This is a genomic window from Paenibacillus sp. FSL H8-0175 (genome assembly GCF_045040615.1).
Taxonomy (GTDB): domain Bacteria; phylum Bacillota; class Bacilli; order Paenibacillales; family Paenibacillaceae; genus Paenibacillus_AQ; species Paenibacillus_AQ odorifer.
The window spans coordinates 4,723,090-4,743,261 of record NZ_CP150299.1 but is presented as its reverse complement, the minus strand read 5'-3'; the positions used below and the strand labels follow the sequence as shown (position 1 = coordinate 4,743,261).

General features: G+C 45.0%; 19 protein-coding genes. 16 read left to right on the top strand and 3 right to left on the bottom strand.

Features of this window, described 5'->3' with window-relative positions:
* Positions 1-18 precede the first annotated feature (18 nt).
* From MHH46_RS21105 to MHH46_RS21035, 15 genes are all read left to right on the top strand, one after another.
* The gene (locus MHH46_RS21105) at positions 19-660 is read left to right on the top strand and encodes a M48 family metallopeptidase (RefSeq protein WP_076127543.1); all 642 of its coding nucleotides are present in this window, start codon (positions 19-21) and stop codon (positions 658-660) included.
* A 126-nt stretch (positions 661-786) separates the two neighbouring features.
* The gene (dinG, locus tag MHH46_RS21100) at positions 787-3,648 is read left to right on the top strand and encodes an ATP-dependent DNA helicase DinG (RefSeq protein ID WP_076192189.1); all 2,862 of its coding nucleotides are present in this window, start codon (positions 787-789) and stop codon (positions 3,646-3,648) included.
* A gap of 130 nt (positions 3,649-3,778) precedes the next feature.
* The gene (locus MHH46_RS21095; RefSeq protein ID WP_036676294.1) at positions 3,779-4,432 is read left to right on the top strand and encodes a redox-sensing transcriptional repressor Rex; all 654 of its coding nucleotides are present in this window, start codon (positions 3,779-3,781) and stop codon (positions 4,430-4,432) included.
* Positions 4,419-5,720, top strand: a complete 1,302-nt coding sequence (locus MHH46_RS21090; RefSeq protein ID WP_076192187.1) for an amidohydrolase — start codon at positions 4,419-4,421, stop codon at positions 5,718-5,720. Before MHH46_RS21095 ends, MHH46_RS21090 begins: the two co-directional genes overlap by 14 nt.
* A gap of 259 nt (positions 5,721-5,979) precedes the next feature.
* Complete coding sequence (locus MHH46_RS21085; protein ID WP_341109899.1) at positions 5,980-6,411, top strand: DUF5590 domain-containing protein; 432 nt, start codon at positions 5,980-5,982, stop codon at positions 6,409-6,411.
* Between the two features lie 398 nt (positions 6,412-6,809).
* Entirely contained in the window at positions 6,810-7,352 is a 543-nt protein-coding gene (locus MHH46_RS21080) for a hypothetical protein (protein WP_076127549.1), read from the top strand.
* Positions 7,345-8,847, top strand: a complete 1,503-nt coding sequence (locus MHH46_RS21075; protein WP_076192185.1) for an AAA family ATPase — start codon at positions 7,345-7,347, stop codon at positions 8,845-8,847. Before MHH46_RS21080 ends, MHH46_RS21075 begins: the two co-directional genes overlap by 8 nt.
* Positions 8,848-8,980: 133 nt before the next feature.
* Entirely contained in the window at positions 8,981-9,853 is an 873-nt protein-coding gene (locus MHH46_RS21070; RefSeq protein ID WP_036676304.1) for a 3-hydroxyacyl-CoA dehydrogenase family protein, read from the top strand.
* Positions 9,850-11,058: an acetate/propionate family kinase gene (locus MHH46_RS21065; protein WP_036676305.1), complete on the top strand. Its 1,209-nt coding sequence runs from the start codon at positions 9,850-9,852 to the stop codon at positions 11,056-11,058. Before MHH46_RS21070 ends, MHH46_RS21065 begins: the two co-directional genes overlap by 4 nt.
* 21 nt (positions 11,059-11,079) lie before the next feature.
* On the top strand, positions 11,080-12,378 hold the full coding sequence (gene asnS, locus MHH46_RS21060; RefSeq protein WP_036676308.1) for an asparagine--tRNA ligase: 1,299 nt from the start codon (positions 11,080-11,082) through the stop codon (positions 12,376-12,378).
* 31 nt (positions 12,379-12,409) lie between these two features.
* Entirely contained in the window at positions 12,410-13,162 is a 753-nt protein-coding gene (locus tag MHH46_RS21055; RefSeq protein WP_076192183.1) for a DnaD domain-containing protein, read from the top strand.
* A 71-nt stretch (positions 13,163-13,233) separates the two neighbouring features.
* Positions 13,234-13,842 (top strand): RNA polymerase sigma factor, encoded by a 609-nt coding sequence (locus MHH46_RS21050; RefSeq protein ID WP_175617310.1) that lies wholly within the window; start codon positions 13,234-13,236, stop codon positions 13,840-13,842.
* A complete protein-coding gene (locus MHH46_RS21045; protein ID WP_076192181.1) occupies positions 13,839-14,330 on the top strand; it encodes a hypothetical protein in 492 nt (163 codons plus the stop codon). The genes MHH46_RS21050 and MHH46_RS21045 overlap by 4 nt, the downstream gene beginning before the upstream one ends.
* Positions 14,331-14,345: 15 nt before the next feature.
* Positions 14,346-15,452 carry a hypothetical protein gene (locus tag MHH46_RS21040; protein WP_076127557.1) on the top strand — a complete coding sequence of 369 codons (1,107 nt, stop codon included), beginning with the start codon at positions 14,346-14,348 and terminating at the stop codon, positions 15,450-15,452.
* Entirely contained in the window at positions 15,449-16,174 is a 726-nt protein-coding gene (locus MHH46_RS21035; protein WP_081387077.1) for a hypothetical protein, read from the top strand. The genes MHH46_RS21040 and MHH46_RS21035 overlap by 4 nt, the downstream gene beginning before the upstream one ends.
* Before the next feature lie 51 nt (positions 16,175-16,225).
* Here the strand turns inward: MHH46_RS21035 and proC are convergent, their stop codons facing one another.
* From proC to proB, 3 genes are read right to left on the bottom strand one after another with little or no spacing between them, the layout of a single operon-like run.
* On the bottom strand, positions 16,226-17,095 hold the full coding sequence (proC, locus tag MHH46_RS21030; protein ID WP_076192179.1) for a pyrroline-5-carboxylate reductase: 870 nt from the start codon (positions 17,093-17,095) through the stop codon (positions 16,226-16,228).
* Between the two features lie 49 nt (positions 17,096-17,144).
* Positions 17,145-18,392, bottom strand: coding sequence for a glutamate-5-semialdehyde dehydrogenase (locus tag MHH46_RS21025; protein ID WP_076192177.1), 1,248 nt, complete (start codon positions 18,390-18,392; stop codon positions 17,145-17,147).
* A 36-nt stretch (positions 18,393-18,428) separates the two neighbouring features.
* Positions 18,429-19,532 (bottom strand): glutamate 5-kinase, encoded by a 1,104-nt coding sequence (gene proB, locus MHH46_RS21020; protein WP_076101454.1) that lies wholly within the window; start codon positions 19,530-19,532, stop codon positions 18,429-18,431.
* A 432-nt stretch (positions 19,533-19,964) separates the two neighbouring features.
* Between proB and MHH46_RS21015 the strand changes: the two genes are divergently transcribed.
* Complete coding sequence (locus MHH46_RS21015) at positions 19,965-20,162, top strand: hypothetical protein (RefSeq protein ID WP_076192175.1); 198 nt, start codon at positions 19,965-19,967, stop codon at positions 20,160-20,162.
* Positions 20,163-20,172: the final 10 nt, after the last annotated feature.

Sequence of the window (20,172 nt, the reverse complement as noted above, 5' to 3'; positions counted from 1 at the left end):
AGTAAGGGGGGATCGCCCATGTTTCAACATTTGTTTGCTGAAATGAACAAGGTGCTTCAGGAGATCGTAACAGATTACCCTACAGCGGAGGGTGCCCGCCGGAACGAGCTTTTATGCAATTATAATATGCTGCATAGACTGAGCGACAAAGTGATGGATGAATGGCTCGCTTTTGCTGAGAAGCTTAGTTCCTTTCGCGAAAGTGCGGATTTTACAGCAGTGGTCGAAGAGGAAGTGCCGGAACAGGAAGCACCAGAGCTATGTATGGATTCCTTTGTAAGAGGTCAGGGGTATTATAAGCTGCTGATGTATGGAAAGTGTATTGATCAGTTTAAAGAAGTTATTGCGCAATACCCGGATAGCTTGGCTGCTCGATTATATTTAGCCATCTCTTATCTGCAGGAAGGTGACGGTGAGGCCGCTTGGAGTCATCTGAACCATATGCTGGGCTTGATACGGGAAACCAAGCTGAAAGCCATGGTTTATAATGCTTTAGGCTGCATACGAGCCTCACAGGAACGTTTCAATGAAGCGCAGGAATTGTTTGATCTTGCTTTGCAGCATGACCCTGCGCTTCCGGAACCAAACGTTAACTTAGAGGTATGCCGCCGTCGTGGAGGGAAGCTGCATTTTGGAAATCAGCTGGTTTCCCTTTTGTAAAAGAATAACGGTTTTGGAAATTTCCATTCAAGCGATGCATCCCCTGAACCAGTGGTGTGCATCGCCTTTTTTCGCAACTTCTGTTATGCTGATTAAGAGTCTCAATTGAAAGGGAATAGAATTATAATGAAATTTGCCGTGCTTGATTTTGAAACAACAGGAACCCAATCCGTGGGTGAAATTATCCAGGTTGGCCTTGCAATTATAGAAGAAGACCGGTCCATCTCCCGGGTATATGGTTCCTATGTCAAGCCCGGAACGCCGATTCCTCCTTTTATAACAGGTCTGACGGGGATTACCGATGATGATGTTAAGGATGCGCCTGAGCTGGATGAGATGATGATGGAGCTTGTTCCGCTCTTGGATGATGTTGTGCTTGTAGGGCATAATGTCGCTTTCGACTTCCATTTTTTACAAAATGCTTTAGATCGTTGTGGTTATTTGCCATTTCAAGGGCGGATTTTGGATACGATTGATTTTCTGAAAATTTGCTTTCCTTCGCTCACATCTTATCAACTAGGCTCTGTCAGTGCTCATTTTGGAGTGACACATGATCGTCCGCATCAGGCAGATAGTGATGCACTTGCGACTGCTTTAGTGCTGTTGAAATGTCTGGAGGAGCTCTACGAGCTGCCGCTGCTTACGATCCAGAGACTCTGTGAGCTGTTTACCGAAGAGGATAGTGATCTGGGCTGGTACTTTGATGGTCTGCTGCGAGAGCGGGAAGCGGAGACGCTACAGCCCGAAGGTGATCTGACTTTCTATCGTCAATTAGCGCTTGCAGTAGGAGATTGGACGGAGTTAGCGCCACCTAGAGATGAGCATGCTGAGAATCCGCTAGCGAATTTATCTTTTACTGATTATATGGACGAAGTAACCAAACGACTTAAAGACACATTACCGCAGTATGAAAGCCGGGAAGCTCAGGATATTATGATCAATGAGGTGATGACGGCACTTGCCGAAGACAAACACCTACTGATCGAAGCGGGCACAGGAACCGGTAAATCGCTCGGTTATTTGTTGCCTGCCATTTATCAAAGCGTTCGCACCAATGAAAAAGTCATGGTCAGCACTCATACCATTAATCTGCAGGACCAATTGCGCGAGCGGGATATCCCTTTGTTAACGCAGGTAGTTCCTTTTCCGTTTAAAGCTGCTATTTTTAAGGGAAGAGGGCATTATTTGTGTCTGCGTAAGTTTGAGCATAAAATTAATAAAAAGGACTTTATAAGCCCAAGGGAAGATGCGCTTACTGCCGCTCAGATGATTGTATGGCTCACTCAAAGTGAATCAGGGGATGATGAAGAGCTGAATTTAAGCGGCCGGGGCGGTGATTTCTGGGAGACGGTGGCAAGCGATACCGATTCCTGTCTGGGCCGTTCTTGTCCTTGGTTCCGCAAATGTTATTATCATAGGGCCAAGCATGAAGCTGGGATTGCTGATGTGGTTATTACGAACCACTCCAAGCTATTCGCAGATGTTAAGGCTGGGCACCAGCTGCTTCCGGCTTACGAGCATCTTGTCATTGATGAAGCACATCATTTAGAAGATGTGGCTGGTAAACATCTTGGCATGCATATGAAGCATTTCACGGTGGCACACACGTTATCGCGACTGTATAAAGATAGCCGAAACGGACAGCTCCCTGCTCTGCGTCAAATATTACAGTCGTCAGGCAGTGAAGAGGCTTCAGAATGGAGCGGAGTCATCGATCGGATCTACCCGGATCTGCTTACTGTCAAAGAAACCTGGGATGCACTCAGCGACAAGCTGTTCAGCCTATTGCCGGAACGCAGTGATGCAGGGGCAGGAGAAGCGGGACAACTGGTTATGCGGTTGCTTCCCGCCCGTAAGCCGAAGGATTGGGATGAATTGGTTGCGCTAGAGAACACTATGAATCTGACGTTAAGCGACATCATCCGTAAGGGTGATAAAATGCTTAACGAGATGCGTGACCAGGAAAGCCAATCCTCAGCAGACAGCCTTGTTACTGATATTAGCGGTTTATTTAAAGATTTGGCTTCCATACGTGAGCAAGTAAGATTCTTTATGGGGCTGAATGACGATAATGTAGTATATTGGCTGGAGGCAAATGGAAATTACCGTAGCAAATCCCTACAGCTGTATGCCGTCCCTGTGGATGTTAGCATCCAGCTTAAAGAGTTGTTCTTCGATAAGAAAAAAAGCATCGTGCTTACCTCGGCGACGCTATCTGTAGATAAATCTTTTCAATTTATGATTGATAATCTCGGACTTAACGAAGCTGCAGAAGAGGGACGTCTAATGACCTCACTCCTTCCATCTCCCTTTAAATATCGCGAGCAGGCACTGCTAGTTATACCGCGTGATTTTCCTAGTGTGAAGGGCAGTGTGGGCGATGCTCGATTTGTCGATACACTCGTACAGTCATTATCGGAAGCTGCTAAAACAACACGTGGGCGGATGCTGGTTCTGTTTACTTCTTATAAAATGCTGCGTCAGGTATATGATCCGCTTAAAGAGGCTTTAGCCTCACAAGAGATTACGGTGCTTGGTCAAGGCGTGGAAGGTGGCAGCCGGAGCAAGCTGATCCGCCGCTTTCAGGACAGTGCAGCATCCGTATTGCTGGGGACGAGCAGCTTCTGGGAAGGTGTAGATATTCCAGGTGAAGCACTGACTTGCCTGGCCATCGTGAGACTTCCATTTCAACCGCCGAATCACCCGTTGGCGGAAGCGAAGTCGGAGTTATTACAGGCCCAGAAGAAGAATCCGTTCATGAAATTATCTGTTCCTCAAGCGGTTATTCGTTTTAAGCAGGGATTCGGAAGACTGGTTCGCACGGCGCAGGATCGCGGAATAGTTATTGTTTATGATACAAGGGTTATTGAATCTCATTACGGGAAGTATTTCCTTTATTCATTGCCTGGTCCCAAAATGGAGCATATGCTTACTGATCAAATGGTCCCACGCATAGCGGAATGGCTAGAGGATGGCGGCGCTTCTTAAAACGCTCGTCTTCAGTTTAGCTCCTCCTTATCCTTAAGGGCGGTGTGTTACAGTACCGTCCTTAATAAGGAGAGGTAGACGTTTGAATATGGATTTTCACAAGAACATTACTATTTTTAGGAGGAAAAATATGAAATCGGATAAAATATCAGAAGCCGTTGTTCGCAGACTGCCTGTGTACTTGCGTTTTTTGAATGATCTCCAGAATCGCGAAATATTAACAGTTTCCTCTCAGGAACTTGGGCAAAAGCTTGATCTTAATCCCGCACAGATTCGTAAGGATTTAGCATATTTTGGTGACTTCGGCAGAAAAGGTATCGGCTATGATGTAACGTATCTTATTGAGAAAATCCGTCATATCCTGAAGCTGGATCAACAGCTTAATGTAGCTTTAGTTGGAGCAGGTAATCTCGGACATGCCTTGTCTAATTACAATGCATATCTCAAAGATACTATGAAAATCACGGCTATATTTGATTCGTACGCTCCTAAGGTTGGACGTAAGATCAACTCACTTACTGTGCAACCGATGGATGAACTAGGCAGCACAATTCGTGAGCAAGGTATTCGCATTGCCATTATTACCGTACCTGATTCAGAAGCTCAAAATGTAGCAGATATCCTCATTTCTTCTGGGATTGAAGCGATTTTGAACTTTGCCCCTGTGATTCTGAAGACACCACCGAATATCCGGGTGCATGCAGCTGATTTTACAACTGATCTGCAAAGTCTTGCTTATTACTTGCGGGATGGAAAGGAAGAAAGTGAACATGAACAACAATAAAACGATAATTAAGGGCGGGTATTTTCTGACTCCGGGAACGGATGAGCCGGTTCTGAGTGGATATATGACTATTGAAGATGATTTAATCACTTACATAGGAAAAGAAGAGCCTCAGATGGAAGCTGGAGTGCAAGTGGTTGATGGCAGCCGTCTGCTGTTCATGCCTGGACTTGTAAACACACACGGTCATGCGGCGATGTCTTTGCTGCGTGGATATGGAGATGATTTAGCGCTACAAGTGTGGCTTCAGGAGAAGATGTGGCCAATGGAGGAAAAGTTCACCGGTGATGATGTATACTGGGGAACCTCCTTATCTGTATTGGAAATGCTGAAGGGTGGAACTACGACCTTCCTCGATATGTATGATCATATGGACCGAGTAGCCGAGGTAGCTGAGTTATCAGGTATCCGTTCCGTATTGATGCGTGGTGTGATCGGGTTATGTCCAGAGGATGTACAGAATCACAAGCTTGCGGAAGCGATTTCTTTTGCCCGTAACTGGCATGGAAAGGCTGACGGTAGAATTACTACTATGATCTCGCCACACGCCCCTTATACTTGCCCTCCTGACTTCCTGGTTAAGTTCGTGCAGGCAGCGCATGATCTGGATTTACCAATGCATACGCATATGTCCGAAACGAAACGTGAAGTGGAACAAAATGTGGCGGATTACGGGTTGCGTCCTGTAGCTCACTTAGAGAAGCTTGGAATGTTCACACGTCCCTCGATAGTTGCACATGGTGTTCATTTAAATGATGAAGAGATTGAGATCTTGGCTCGCCATAATGTGGGTGTATCTCATAATCCGGGCAGTAATTTGAAGCTGGCTAGCGGAGTGGCTCGGGTTACTGATCTTCTAAAAGCTGGTGTGAAGGTGTCTCTTGGCACGGATGGCGCGGCAAGCAACAATAACTTGGATATGTTTGAAGAGATGCGGCTTGCAGCTCTCATTCATAAGGGTGTCAGCGGTGATCCAACGGCTGTCCCTGCTCCAGAAGCTCTGCGTATGGCTACAGAATATGGCGCGCAGTCCATCTTTTTAAATAATGTAGGCAGACTTGCTGGAGGGATGAAAGCAGATTTCATTGCTATTGATATCGATCAGCCGCATTTGCTGCCACACACAGATCTGTTGTCTCATGCAGTTTACTCTGCTAGCGCTAAGGATGTTGAGCATGTGTGGGTGAATGGTAAACAGGTCATCAAGCATGGACAATGCTTAACCCTGGATGAGGAAGCTATCCGGCGTAAAGCGCAAGAAGCCTTCGAAGGTTTATTGAAGCGTTAAGTCTGGAGAATAACGAATAAATAATAGGCTGTGACTTTTTGCTTTTAGCAAAAGTTGCGGCCTTTTGTGTATTTTTAAGGCTGGGAAAGCTAGAAAATTATGAAATTTTGGATAAACGCGCGGGTGTGTTATATAATCAAAAAAGATATATTACTAGAAAGGGAGCTGTACCTTGAAGAAAAGGAAAAAATGGATCCTCCTGGGGTCAGTTCTGATTCTGCTCCTGGGGTTTGGACTTATCCAGTTCTATGCCTATATTATGAAAGATCAATGGAACGAGCGTGATATCGCTAAGGATGTTGCCAAAACCAGAGCGGGTCTAACAGAGGTAACCAAAGCACAAAAATCGGTTTGGGATGAAAATGCAGTGTACTGGGTATTAACAGGGAAAAATGAAGCCGGGACTGCTCTTATGGTCTGGGTCCGCTTTACGGTAGATGGAAAATTTGCTGAAGGCGACGACGCAGTGTTTGCTGAGGAACTAAGTAAAGGAACCTCGGAAGCCCAAATACGCGGCATTATCAAAGCTGATCTTCCGGACATAACGATTGAACGCTTGCTGCCGGGAGTATATAACGGAGAGTATGCTTGGCAGCTTTTTTATAAACAGAGCGGTCGGTATTATTATCAATTTTATCGCTTTTCGGATGGGTCCCGAATGGGCGAAGGTTACAGTTTACCTAAAAGTTAAGCTGAACATAAGGAAATTAAGGGTGGCATAGTAAACAAGCGAACTTATTATAAGTTCGCTTGTTTACATTTATTTGATGTACAAAAGTGATATACTGAATGGGTGGTTATCACCGAGTATTCTCTTATATTCACATACGAAAATAGGCCGATTGATTAAAAATCAAGGCCGATTTTGTCGAAAGTGAGGAATTTATTTGGTATTGATGGAAATATTTAAAAAATTAAATTTTAAATATATTCACATTTATTTTGAAATTAGTATATACACCTGTGATATACTACTACTTGTAATTAGAACAGCAATAAGAGACTTCAGTCTCTCTGATGAGCTCTCAAGTAGCTATAAATTATTATAATGAGCTTTATATTTTGTCATCTTTGAGAGGAGGACGTTTCTTGAAATTACGTCTTGTACCTGTGCTGATAACGTCTCTACTGTCGGCTACTCTATTGTTTGGTGGCTTCTTTTTGTATCGTCAGTTTGCAATGCAGGAACCACTTCAGAAGATTGTATCTCAATATGAGGGCGTCAATAATTCTCATATCAGTATTAACCGCAATGAGGTCACTTTGAAACTTGATCTCCAGCCAGGCACGAAATTACGTGAACTGGTTCAGTACGTCTCCCAAGAAGGAAAATCGATGATTGATGGACGTACACTAAAACTTGATGTAGAACAGAACTCCAGTGAACTGCTGGATGAATACTGGGATAAAGCGATGTTCTCTGTAGCCGAAGCCATGGAGAGCCGTAAATATACACTTATACCCACAGAACTTGATGGACTCAAAGCGCAATATCCGCAATATAAAAATGTGATAGCCTCAACAGAAATTGATGACAATAATGTCTATGTAAGCTTGAGTAATGGAAAAGAAAGCAAATTTATTATTTTGCCGCGTAAACCTGCGACATTGGGGGTATGGAATAATGCCTAAATACCTTAAAGAAATTCTAATCGGATTTATTCCTGTCTTGTTTATTTTTTTGGCTTTTCTAGGCATTAATATATTCCCGATTGTAATTGCTGCTGGGATGCTCACGGCCTTACTTATCATTGCTCATTTAAGAGGCGGACTTGCGGTAAATGCAGGTGCCGGGAAGAAACGCAAGAAGGATGGACCTTCAAAGCTTACTTTTGAAGAAATTGGCGGGCAAGACAATGCAAAACAGGAGCTTCGTGAAGCGTTGGATTTTTTGATCCGGCATGAGGAAATCAGCAAATTCGGGATTCGGCCTTTGAAAGGGATTCTGCTTACAGGCCCTCCAGGAACAGGTAAGACCCTTATGGCTAGAGCAGCAGCACATTATACGAACTCTGTATTTGTGGCAGCATCAGGCAGTGAGTTTGTAGAAATGTACGTAGGTGTCGGTGCCGGCCGTATCCGCGATTTGTTTAAGGATGCCCGTACCCGCGCCCTTAAGGAAAACAAGCAAAGCGCTATTATTTTCATAGATGAAATTGACGTAATTGGCGGTAAGCGTGAGGGCGGACAGCAGCGAGAATATGATCAGACCTTGAATCAGCTGTTGACTGAGATGGACGGGATCTATAACAACGAAACACCACGCATTCTACTGGTAGCAGCCACTAACCGTAAAGAAATGCTTGATTCAGCATTGCTGCGTCCTGGCCGGTTTGACCGTCATATTCAAGTGGACATGCCTGATAAAAAAGGCCGCAGATCGATTCTCGAATTGCATGCCCAAAATAAGCCGCTTCATGCCAATGTGAACCTCGACAAAATTTCCGAAGAAGCCTATGGTTTTTCCGGTGCTCAGCTCGAAAGTGTTATGAATGAGGCAGCAATTTATATGATGCGTGAGGAATTGACAGAGGTTGAGCAGCGGCATCTGTCGATGGCGATTGACAAGGTTATGATGGGGGAAAAAACGGACAGAGAAACTAACCACGAAGAGAAAAAACGTGTGGCGATCCACGAATTGGGACATGCCATTATGGCAGAACTGCTTCGTCCGGGAAGTGTCAGTCAGGTTACGCTGACTCCGCGGGGGCAAGCCCTTGGTTATGTACGTCACAATCCTCAGCAAGAGCAGTATCTGTACACCAAAGATTATCTCGAAGATCAGATTATGATCGCACTTGGTGGAGCGGCTGCAGAAGAAATGTATTATGGCGGACGAAGCACAGGTTCACGTGGCGATTTTGATCAGGCCCTGAATATTGTCGAAACCATGATGAAATCCGGATTGACTTCGTTGGGTATTGCCAAGCTGGAAATGGTTACCACTGAAGAGCTTATGAAGGAAAACAGTAAAATATTGGACGAGTTGATGGTACGTACTCACGACCACCTTGAAAAGCAACGAAATGTATTTGATTACTCCCTTGACATTTTAATGAAGGAAGAAGTGCTCTCTGGAGAGCAATTTCGATGTCAATTTCGTGACAGCGTGCGTTTACCAGCATAAATATTTATGCTGGTTATTTTTTTTTACTTTTCAGGCATGCTAAGATATCATTATATGTCGGGCTTTATAAATTTTTGCGACAGACAAGGTACAATACAAAAGTATAGATACCTGAAAGGATGGAGACTTTTTTATGAATTTCAAGAAAATTGGTGTCATCGGCGGTGGCACAATGGGACAAGGGATTGCCGAAATGCTGGCAGCCAAGGGCCTGGATGTATTGCTGGTGGAGAAAACCCCTGAGAAACTGGACTACTCCTACGAAATGATCGAGACAAGTCTAGATAAGCAACTGGAGAAATGGGCGATCACTCAAGCTGAGAAGAAGCTGATTCTTAGCCGCATTCAAAAAGTGACACATTTCGCAGAGCTGAGCTCTTGTGACATGGTTATCGAAACAATCGTTGAGGATTTAGAAGAAAAGAAAAAAATATTGAATCAACTGGATCAAGTATGTCCAAACCACATTATTCTTGCCAGCAATACGTCAACACTTAGCTTGACTGAACTTGCAAGTTCTACAATGTATCCGGAACGCGTGATCGGAATGCATTTCATATACCCTGTAGCTAAAGTGGATCTTGTTGAAATTGTACGCGGTCTGAAAACTTCAGATGCTACTTTTGAAGATACAAAATCCTTTGTTGATGAAATTGTTGAGAAAAAAGGTGTAATGATTTATGAATCCCCAGGATTTGTAACATCACGCCTCATTTGCTTGTTTATCAACGAAGCTATGCATGTACTGCAAGAGGGCGTTGCCTCCGCACAGGATATTGACGATGCTATGCGTATTGGTTATCAATTCCAATATGGACCGCTTGAAATGGCTGACAGATTTGGTCTGGATTCGGTTCTTGCTGCACTCGAAAATATGTTCCGTGAATATGGTGAGCTGAAATATCGTCCTTCCACGATCCTTAAGAAGATGGTGCGTGCAGGACAATTGGGTATGAAATCAGGCGAAGGCTTCTTCCAGTACGACAAGGATGGTGACCGTATATGAATATTCTAGTAATTAACTCCGGTAGTTCTTCTTTAAAATATCAATTGTACAATATGGCTGATGAATCCGTTTTGGCTAAAGGTTTGGTGGAACGTATCGGGATGGATTCCTCCATTCTGAACCATAAACCTACTGGTAAAGCTGAAGTAACAGAAGTAAGTGAAATTTTGGAGCATAACACAGCGATTCGTAAAGTTCTAGCTTGCCTAACGGATAAAGAGCATGGCGTTATTGAATCCATTAAAGAAATCAATGCTGTGGGTCACCGTGTAGTACATGGTGGTGAATTCTTCAAAGCTTCCGCACTTGTGGACGCTGATGCCAAGACTAAAATTCGTCAATTGTTTGACCTTGCACCCCTGCATAACCCAGCAGCAATGATGGGGATTACGGCTTCTGAAGTAAATATGCCGGGTGTACCGCAGGTTGTTGTATTCGATACTGCATTCCACCAAACAATGCCTGAAAAAGCTTATATGTACGCGATTCCTAGAGTACTGTACAATAAATATAAAGTTCGTCGTTATGGCGCACACGGTACATCACACGACTTCGTAAGCAAAGCTGCTGCGGAGTACTTGGAGCGTCCGTTGGAAGATCTGAAGATCATTACTTGTCATATCGGTAACGGAGGTAGTGTAACTGCAGTTCAAGATGGAGTGTCTGTGGATACTTCGATGGGTATGACTCCTCTGGAAGGTTTGATGATGGGGACTCGCAGTGGTGATCTTGATCCAGCAATTGTACCTTACGTGATGAACAAGGAAGAATTGTCCGTAGGCGAAGTTAACTCCATGTTGAACAAACATAGTGGACTCCTAGCTATTTCGGGCGTAAGCAGTGATATGCGTGATATTATTGAGGGTATGGAAAAAGGTGAGCCTAATTCCACGCTAGCTTTTGAAATGTATGAGTACCGCTTGCGCAAGTATATCGGTTCTTATGCGGCTGCTATGAACGGTGTAGATGCTATCGTATTCACTGCTGGTGTTGGTGAAAATGCTTCATTGCTACGTGAGAAACTGCTAAATAACCTTACGTTCCTGGGTATTGAGTTGGATGTTGAAGCTAATAAAGTTCGCTCCGGCGACCCGCGTCGTATCTCTACGGTAGATTCCAAAGTGCAGGTGCTTGTAGTTCCGACTAACGAAGAGCTTGTCATCGCACGTGATACAAACCGTATTGTGCAAGGAATTAACGGCTAAATTAGAGGAGAGATTGAAGGCATGGCTAACAAGAGTGTAATCAAGAACGTGAATGAACATGTTGGAGAAAGTGTTGTTATCGGTTGTTGGGTAAACAACAAGCGCTCCAGTGGTAAAATTCAGTTCCTGCAGCTTCGCGATGGTACAGGTTATATTCAGGGAGTTGTAGTGAAATCAGAAGTGCCTGAAGAGGTATGGGATGCAGCTAAGAGCCTCACACAGGAAAGCTCATTGTATGTGACCGGTATTATTCGTGAGGAGCCTCGCAGTCAATCCGGTTTTGAAATGACTGTTACCGGAATTGAAGTTCTGCACCTTACAGAGAATTATCCAATTACTCCGAAAGAGCATGGCGTTGATTTCTTGATGGATCACCGTCACCTCTGGCTCCGTGCCTCGAAGCAGCGGGCTGTTCTGGTTATTCGTGCGGAGATTATCCGGGCAATCCAACAGTTCTTCAACGAGAGCGGATTTACAAAGGTGGATCCTCCGATTCTGACGCCAACGTCAGCAGAGGGAACTACTAACTTGTTCCACACGAAATACTTCGATGAGGATGCTTACCTGACCCAAAGCGGACAGTTATACATGGAAGCTGCAGCTATGGCACTGGGCCGTGTATATTCCTTTGGACCAACCTTCCGTGCGGAGAAATCTAAGACTCGTCGCCACTTGATCGAGTTCTGGATGATCGAGCCGGAAATGGCCTTCACAGATCATGAAGAAAGCTTGAAGGTTCAGGAAGAGTTTATTAGCTTCGTAGTACAATCCGTATTGAAGAATTGCCGTGCGGAGTTGGAAGCGGTAGGCCGCGATATTTCCAAGCTGGAGAATATCAAAGCACCATTCCCACGTATTACTTATGACGATGCGATCAAGTTCTTGAATGATAAAGGCTTTGAAGATATTGCTTGGGGTGATGATTTTGGTGCACCTCATGAAACAGCAATCGCTGAAGCATACGATAAACCTGTATTTATTACTCATTATCCTGCTTCATTCAAAGCGTTCTACATGAAGCCGGATCCAAATCGTCCTGAAGTCGTACTGTGTGCTGATATGATCGCTCCTGAAGGTTATGGAGAGATTATTGGGGGTTCACAGCGGATCGATGATCCTGCGCTGCTTGAAGAGCGTTATAAAGAGCACAATCTTTCGATGGATTCTTATAAATGGTACATGGATCTGCGTACTTACGGATCTGTACCTCACTCCGGTTTTGGACTTGGGCTTGAGCGTACTGTAGCTTGGATCTGTGGTCTTGACCATGTACGTGAGACTATTCCATTCCCACGTACACTGTACCGCCTCTACCCATAAGTTCTTAGGATTTGAACAAAGGGGGAAGCACATGGACGGCAAGACATGGAGTACCTGGAGCGAAGGCGTCTCCTTCGGTCTGGAGAACGGAATGGCCGTCATACCTTACGCTTTACTGAAGTATTACCGGAAGCTGAATTTAAGCGGAAGTGAAGCGATGCTGCTGATTCATCTGCTCTCCTTCAGGCAAGTGGAAGGGATTGAGTTCCCTTCTCTAGAGGAGCTTCAGGTCGTAACTGGTCGTAGCATTTCCGTTCTCGCCGGAGAATTGCAGAAGCTCATGAAGGAAGGTTTCATTAGCATCGATGGAGACAACGATGAGCTAAGAGATATCCATTATGAACGCTACAATTTCTCAGGGCTATATGGAAAGCTAGGTGCTTATCTTGCGACAGCTGTACAAGAAAATGAGCAAGATAAGGACAAAGGGGCATATGCAACATCAGCTCCCCGGGCTGCTGCGTCAGGTGGAGGATTCGGAACTCCCCCCATATCTCCTTCTTCACTTGGAGATAAAGAGGAGAGCCGGAATCTATTCAGTATTTTCGAGAAGGAATTCGGGCGCCCGCTGTCTCCAATGGAATGTGAGACGATTTCCAGCTGGGTGGATCAAGACCGATACCCTGAGGAGCTGATTCTGTTAGCACTCAAGGAATCCGTATTTGCGGGGAAGGTTCATTTTCGTTATATCGACCGGATATTGCTGGAATGGGCCCGTAACCGGGTCAAGAACGCTCAGGATGTTAAGACGTATACACAAAAATTCCGCAATGGTGGAAGATAGATCGTTTAGGAGAGAACCGTATTGCTTTAGCTATTGCTAGAGTCTGTACGGTTCTTTTTTTATTTTTTTAGATAAGTGCAGGGGTAGGCGAAGAACTCAGCGTCTATTGCTGTGGGAAGGAGGGGAGAGTCATTGAGGAAGAGCTATTAATCAAGCGGATTTGCCAAGGAGACGAAGATGCGTTTCGCCAGTTTGTAAATACATACAGTCAGCACATATACAAAATCACCTATTCTGTATTACGTGAAATCAAAGGGGCTGAAGACGCTGCTCAGGAAGCTTTTCTTCAGATGTATAAATCTCTCCCTGACTACCGTTATCAAGGCTTAAAATCATGGATTACGCGGATCGCCTTAAATAAGGCTATTGATGCCAAACGTAAACGTGATCGGCTACGAGAGTTACCTGTTGACTATGAGCTTGTGCTGAGCCAGACACCTTCTAATGAGGAGGATGTACTAGCTACTGTTGTCCGTCGTGACCGGATGAATCGTCTGTCGGGTGAGATCAACAATTTACCGGAGGGTCATCGGGAAATTATGGTGGCTTATTATCTGGAAAATAAAAAATATGAGCAAATTGCTGCTGAAAATGAAATTACTTTGAAGACGGTGGAGTCCAGACTATATAGGGCGAGACAATGGATGCGAAAACATTGGAAGGAGGACGAATGGCTATGATGAAGAGTGGAGAAAACTTAATTCGCCGCGAGCAGGCAAAAGCTTATCTTGAAGGGCAAGAAGATAGTATAGAGCGAGATGAATGGGAACAATTGCTGCTCAAGGATGAAGACACATTTGTTTCATACATAGAGATGCTGGATGAGCTAAAGGAGGATCTGCCTTCATTGGAGAATTCGTCTGCTTTTACTGAGAGAGTTATGGGAGATTGGGTGGCTACGGTGAGATCTTCAGTAGTCATAGAAGAAGTAGCGGGGCAAGAAGAAGGATCACGGCGTTATCGCTGGTATGATAAAACAATCTTTCATTATGCCGTTGCTGCTTCGTTAACGCTGTTGATTATGTCTTCCGGGATGTTTGATAAGTTACTCACGGGTGAAATGGAGCTTATTGTCCCTAAGAAAGATAATTCGCCATCTTATAGCGAACAATTCATGCAAGCCACCAGCGGATGGTTGAGCCGGATTATGGACGGAAGACAGAAATGAGAGGAGAAATGAACAATGCAACAGCAGCGTAATAAAATTAAGGGTCTTTTTCTTAATATGATTCCTGGAGCAGGTCATTATTATATGGGAAGACGACCACAAGGGATTGTTTATTTTTTGCTAAGCTTTGGTGTGTTATTTATGTCATTCTTAATCGCTATGGCTGAAGGGGATGAGGGGATTCTGGCATTGGGCGTGATCGGATTCTTACTTCTATGGATTCTTTCGATGATTCATCTGGTGATTAAATTACTGCAAATGCCCACTCCAATTGTAGCGCCTGATGGATCAATGCTGGATTTTAGTTCTACTATGCCCGTAAAGACGGAGGATAATGAACGTGTGCATGTCATCTTATTGTCTTTCATTCCTGGATTGGGTCATTTTCATATGGGGCTGATGCAGCGTGGACTATCCTTTCTGATTTCATTTTTCGGATTCATGACCGTTATGTTATTCTTGGCTGGAATTACTTCGAGTGATGCATTTTTGCTGCTGTTTGGAGTATTGCCAGTAATTTGGCTGTATTGCATGTTTGATGCAGTTCAGTTGATCCATCGTAAACAAGCAGGAGAAATGCTTGTTGACCGCACATTATTCGAAGAGATGGAGGCTGGACGTGAGGAAGGACGACGCAGCAAAGTATTAGCGACATTACTATCCGCATTTCCTGGTGCTGGACAGATGTATCTGGGACTGCAAAAAAGAGGGCTCCAGCTCATGCTTCTTTTCTTAGGAAGTATTTATGTCATGGATCTATTGCGGTTAACATTGCTCTTTTTCCTTATTCCGGTCATTTGGTTCTATAGCTTATTCGATGGCTTACAGTTAGTTAGCCGATATGGACGTGAACCTTTGCAGGATAAGCCGGTTATCGAAGGTTTCTTAAATCATCAAGGCTGGCTCGGAGCAGTCCTGATGTGTCTCGGATTATACTTTATTGTTGTGAATGTCGCAGTTCCTGCCATTGATATCAGATTTCCAGAATGGCGGCTGGAATATCGCGTAAATGAATATTTTAAGACCATTGTCGTCTCCGTGTTATTGATTGGTGGTGGGGTGAAGCTGATGACTGGAAGTAAAAATAATAAAGGTAGAAAAGGGGCGGGGGGTCAATCTTGAATAATCCAATAGAAGTAGAGCCGGGAGTCATGGTAACTAGCGAGTTTCCAGTGAACGTAGGGAAGTCTAGAAGTTGGCGTGTAGGTACGTTGTCGATGGGACTGAGCCTTTTATTTCTCGGGGCATTAATAATGGTCTCGCAGTGGAAAGGAGCGGATGTGTTCGAGACAACGCTTGCTTGGTGGCCGCTCATTTTTATCTTACTTGGTTTAGAAATTGTAATTTACACCTTATGGTTCCGTGGTAAAGGGAAAATGTACTATGATGTGCTAAGTGTTCTGTTCGTCGGATTTCTGGCAGTGTGCTGTTTAGTATTCGCAGGAGTCAGCTCTTTAGGATTAACACAGGAACTTAGACATGTGATCTCATCTACGGAGGAGAATTATTCCTTGCCGGAATGGAAGGGGAATGTTCCACAGGGTGTAGGTACACTTATAATCCAGGCTGCCGAACCTTATGGAATTATGGTTGATCGAACGGCTGGGAATGAGTTGAATGTATTTGGGAGTTATTCCACGGCAGAAGGGCAACTCAAGCAAGAGCAAGAGAAGCGGCTGTTGCAAACTAAACAAGTCGGAGATACATTTTACGTCATTTTAGGAGACATACCTAGACATCTAGTATTCGATAACTCCAGGAATGCGTTGAACGTGACCGTTGCGGCTCCTGTAAATCTAAAGGTAATCGTAAGAGATAATTATGGAAATGTTGTAACAAGGTAAAAAAAGATCGCTTCCCACCCGATGAGGGGATGGGCTGCGATCTTTTTTTGGTTAAGAACGAAGCTCTTTCTCTAGGGCAGCACCCATTTCACGTGAGCGCTCGGCACATCGGTTAACGGCTGCAATCACAGTTTCAAAGAATTCCCCTCGTTCAAGCACTTCTATAGCTGCTTGTGTTGATCCGTTAGGGGAAGTAACCTTCTTACGAAGTGCTGCGGGTTCTTCTCCCGTCTGTTGTACCATTCGGGCAGCTCCCAGCACAGTTTGAACAGTTAATTCGGTGCTTTGATCAAGTGGCAGCCCACCACGGATACCAGCGGCGATCATGGCTTCCATCATGTAATAGATATACGCAGGCCCGCTGCCTGAAATTCCGGTCAAGGTTTCCATACGTTCCTCATCAATGACTGTTGTAAGCCCGACAGCCTCAAAGATATTAAGAGCAAGGCGACGGCCTCTTTCGTCTACTTCTTTGGAGAAGGCTAGACCAGTGGCACCCAGACCGATGGAACTGGATGTGTTAGGCATTGTGCGAACAATAGGCTGTGCTTTGCCAAGTAGACCTTGCATGGTTCGAATAGATAGACCTGCAATGACAGAAACTACGATCTGATCCGGAGAAAGAAGCGGGCCTAGTCCGCGTAAGGATTCGGCAGCATCTTTAGGTTTCATTGCCAGTACTATTACTGGTGCGTTCCGTAAGTATTCTACTTTTTGTTCGGGATCATTTGTGCCTATTACACCATAACGGCTTTTTAATTCTGCCAGACGTTCACTGCTGCTGCGATTGAGCATGATGACATTATCGGACTTCACGATATTGCGGCTAATCATCCCGCGAACGATGGCTTCTGCCATGGAGCCTGCGCCATAAAAAACAATATTATGATTCATGAGTGGAACTGAAGGTTGCTGACACATGGCTAAAATCCTCCTAAAAGTTGTGTGATAGAATACTTAAACGTGTATACTAACCCCGAATTTGTCCCGTTCCGTAGATCTTATATTTGGTTGAAGTTAGTGCAGGCAGACCCATCGGGCCACGAGCGTGGAGTTTCTGGGTACTAATACCAATCTCTGCACCGAATCCAAATTCAAAGCCATCCGTGAAGCGGGTTGAGGCATTGTGATAAACAGCGGCAGCATCCACTTCTTGTAAAAAGCGTGTGGCGTTCTCCTGATCTTCTGTTACGATACATTCCGAATGTTTTGTGCCATACTGGGCGATATGCTGCATAGCTTCTTCCATATCACTGACGATTCTAATATTAAGGATATAATCATTGTATTCTGTAGCATAGTCTTCTACGGTTGCAGGTAATACCCATGGGACATGAGAGATGGTTTGTTGACAGCCACGAAGTTCTACATGAACCTCACGGAATGCTTCGGCTAAGGATAACAGATATTTGCTCGCGTAATCCTGATGAACGAGTAGTGTTTCCATAGAGTTACATACCGAAGGGCGCTGAGCTTTGGCATTTAAACTAATGTCCTGTGCCATTTCTGGCAAGGCAGTTGCGTCGAGATAAGTATGGCAGATGCCTGCTCCAGTTTCAATTACGGGAACGGTTGCGTTAAGGACTACATTTTGAATAAGAGAGCTGCCTCCGCGCGGGATAATCACATCTAAAAGTCCGTTCAGCTTTAGCATTTCATCTACTGAAGAACGATTTGGGTCTTCAATCAGCTGAAGCGCGTTAGGCGGCATTGAGGTTTCAGCAAGAGCATTGTGCAGAACCTCGACAATTTTACGGTTGGAGGACAGGGCAGAGGAGCCACCGCGCAGCACAACAGCGTTGCCGGTTTTAAGACATAGACCCGCAGCATCAACAGTCACATTGGGACGTGCTTCGTAGATGATGCCGATCACACCAAGCGGAACACGCAGCTTCTGGATGTTGAGGCCGTTAGGACGTTCAATGCTTTCTAGCGTGTCACCGATAGGGTCCGGTAATACAGCGATTTGTTGCAAGCCTTCGGCAATGCTGTTAATCCGGTCAACATCTAATGCCAGCCGGTCGAGCATGGATTCCGGAGTTCCATTAAGTCTTCCTCGTTCCAAATCCTCCGCGTTGGCGGTGATAATGGCGGGAGCTTCGCGGCGAAGTGCATCGGCCATGACCAGCAGTGCTTCATTCTTCTGGCCAGTTGTTAAGCTTGCTAGAACTCCTGTTGTCTCCTTGGCTAATTTACTCTTATTAATAACTTCACTCATGACGTTTCCTCCCTATATTTGAATTGAAAAAAATGTTTATCTCAGTGTAATCCATTCGTCACGGTGAATGACCTCAAGCCGGTGTACTTCTCCCAGCTTCGGTACAATTTCACGGCTTGGCAGACCTTGAATGCTGCGCAGCTGAGCATCATCGTAATTTACAATCCCACGTCCAAGCAATTTGGAGTCGGGTCCAAGAACTTCTACAACATCTCCTGCGTGAAAACTACCTTCTGTCTGTTTGACGCCTACAGGCAACAGGCTGTGTCCGCCATGTAGCAAAGCTTCTACAGCCCCTTCGTCCACGTATAGGGAGCCGAGAGGGGTAGACATAAAGCCTAGCCATTGTTTTTTGACGGGAAGAGAGGATAGCTTCGTTGCAAAATAAGTGCCCCTGCCTTCTCCCGTTGCAGCAAGCTGTAAATCACCAGGTTCGGTGGCTCTTCCGACAAAGACAGGAACACCACCCCGAGTAGCAATTTTGGCCGCATCGATTTTGGATCGCATACCGCCTGTTCCAACACTAGAGCCAGCTCCACCAGCAATAGCATATATCTCCGGTGTAATGTCATCTACGAACTGATAACGGACAGCATCCGGATGCTTGCGGGGATCTCCACTGTATAAACCATCCATGTCGGTTAAGACAAGCAGTCTAGAGGCTTTTAACAGGTTGGCTACGAGCGCAGAGAGGGTATCATTATCGCCAAATTTCAGTTCATCTACGGAGACAGTGTCATTCTCGTTAAATACGGGCACCGCTCCTTGGCGAAGTAGCTCTTCTACAGTCATCATAGCGTTATTCATGGCTCTGCGGCTGCAGAAATCGGTGCGAGTCAGCAATATTTGCGCGGTAGTAATTCCATGCTGGGCAAAAGCTTCCTGATAAGCCTGCATCAGCAGTACCTGACCCACAGCCGCAGCGGCCTGCTTCTCATGCAGCAGCTTCGGACGTGCTGGATAACCGATACTGCGGAAGCCGGCGGCTACCGCACCAGAGGTTACTAACAACACCTCACAGCCGTTTTTCTTCAACTCGGCAATCTCTGAGGCAAAAAAGGAGACTGCTTCACGATTCAAACCGCCCTCGGGTCCGGTCAGCGAGCTGCTGCCTATTTTGACCACGATTCGCGTCGTCATTTCTATCCACATCCTCTTCGTTTATTAAGTCCTGAAAACAACAAAAAGCCCCCATCCTTAGACTTAGCAAAGGACGAAAGCTTATAAACTTCCGCGGTACCACCTTCATTGATGAGGGATCATCCGACTTCATTCTCATAACGGGAGGATCCGTCCTGTTAGACACAGGCCGCTCGGGGGTAGGATTCGGAACGAAAACCGCGGTAAATTCTTTCAGCCTGTCGGAATCTACTCTCTAGGCGCGGTTAGACTCATTCTTACTGGTCCCGTCTGCACGTTTCACTTATTTTCAATAGAATACCATGGAGCTGGTTGCATTGCAAAGGGAAAACGTAGGATATATTTCTTCATGCAGAAAGCTCTATATATTATGTTTAACCTCAAAGAGAAGGGGTAAAGAACTTATAATCTGTTACCAGGAGGTGGATTAAATTGACTAAAGACAACAATGCCGAGCAGGGACAGAATCAAGATTCAAACGAAGTAGCAGAGCTTCAGAATAGTGTGACTCGTGAATTTGTGGAAGAGCACACCGGGGCTCCAGTTGATAAGGGATTGACTGATTCAAGTAAAGCACGTGTGTCGGATGATCAGAACCGCCTGATTACACAGCGTAATTTGCGTAAATAATCTAGTATTG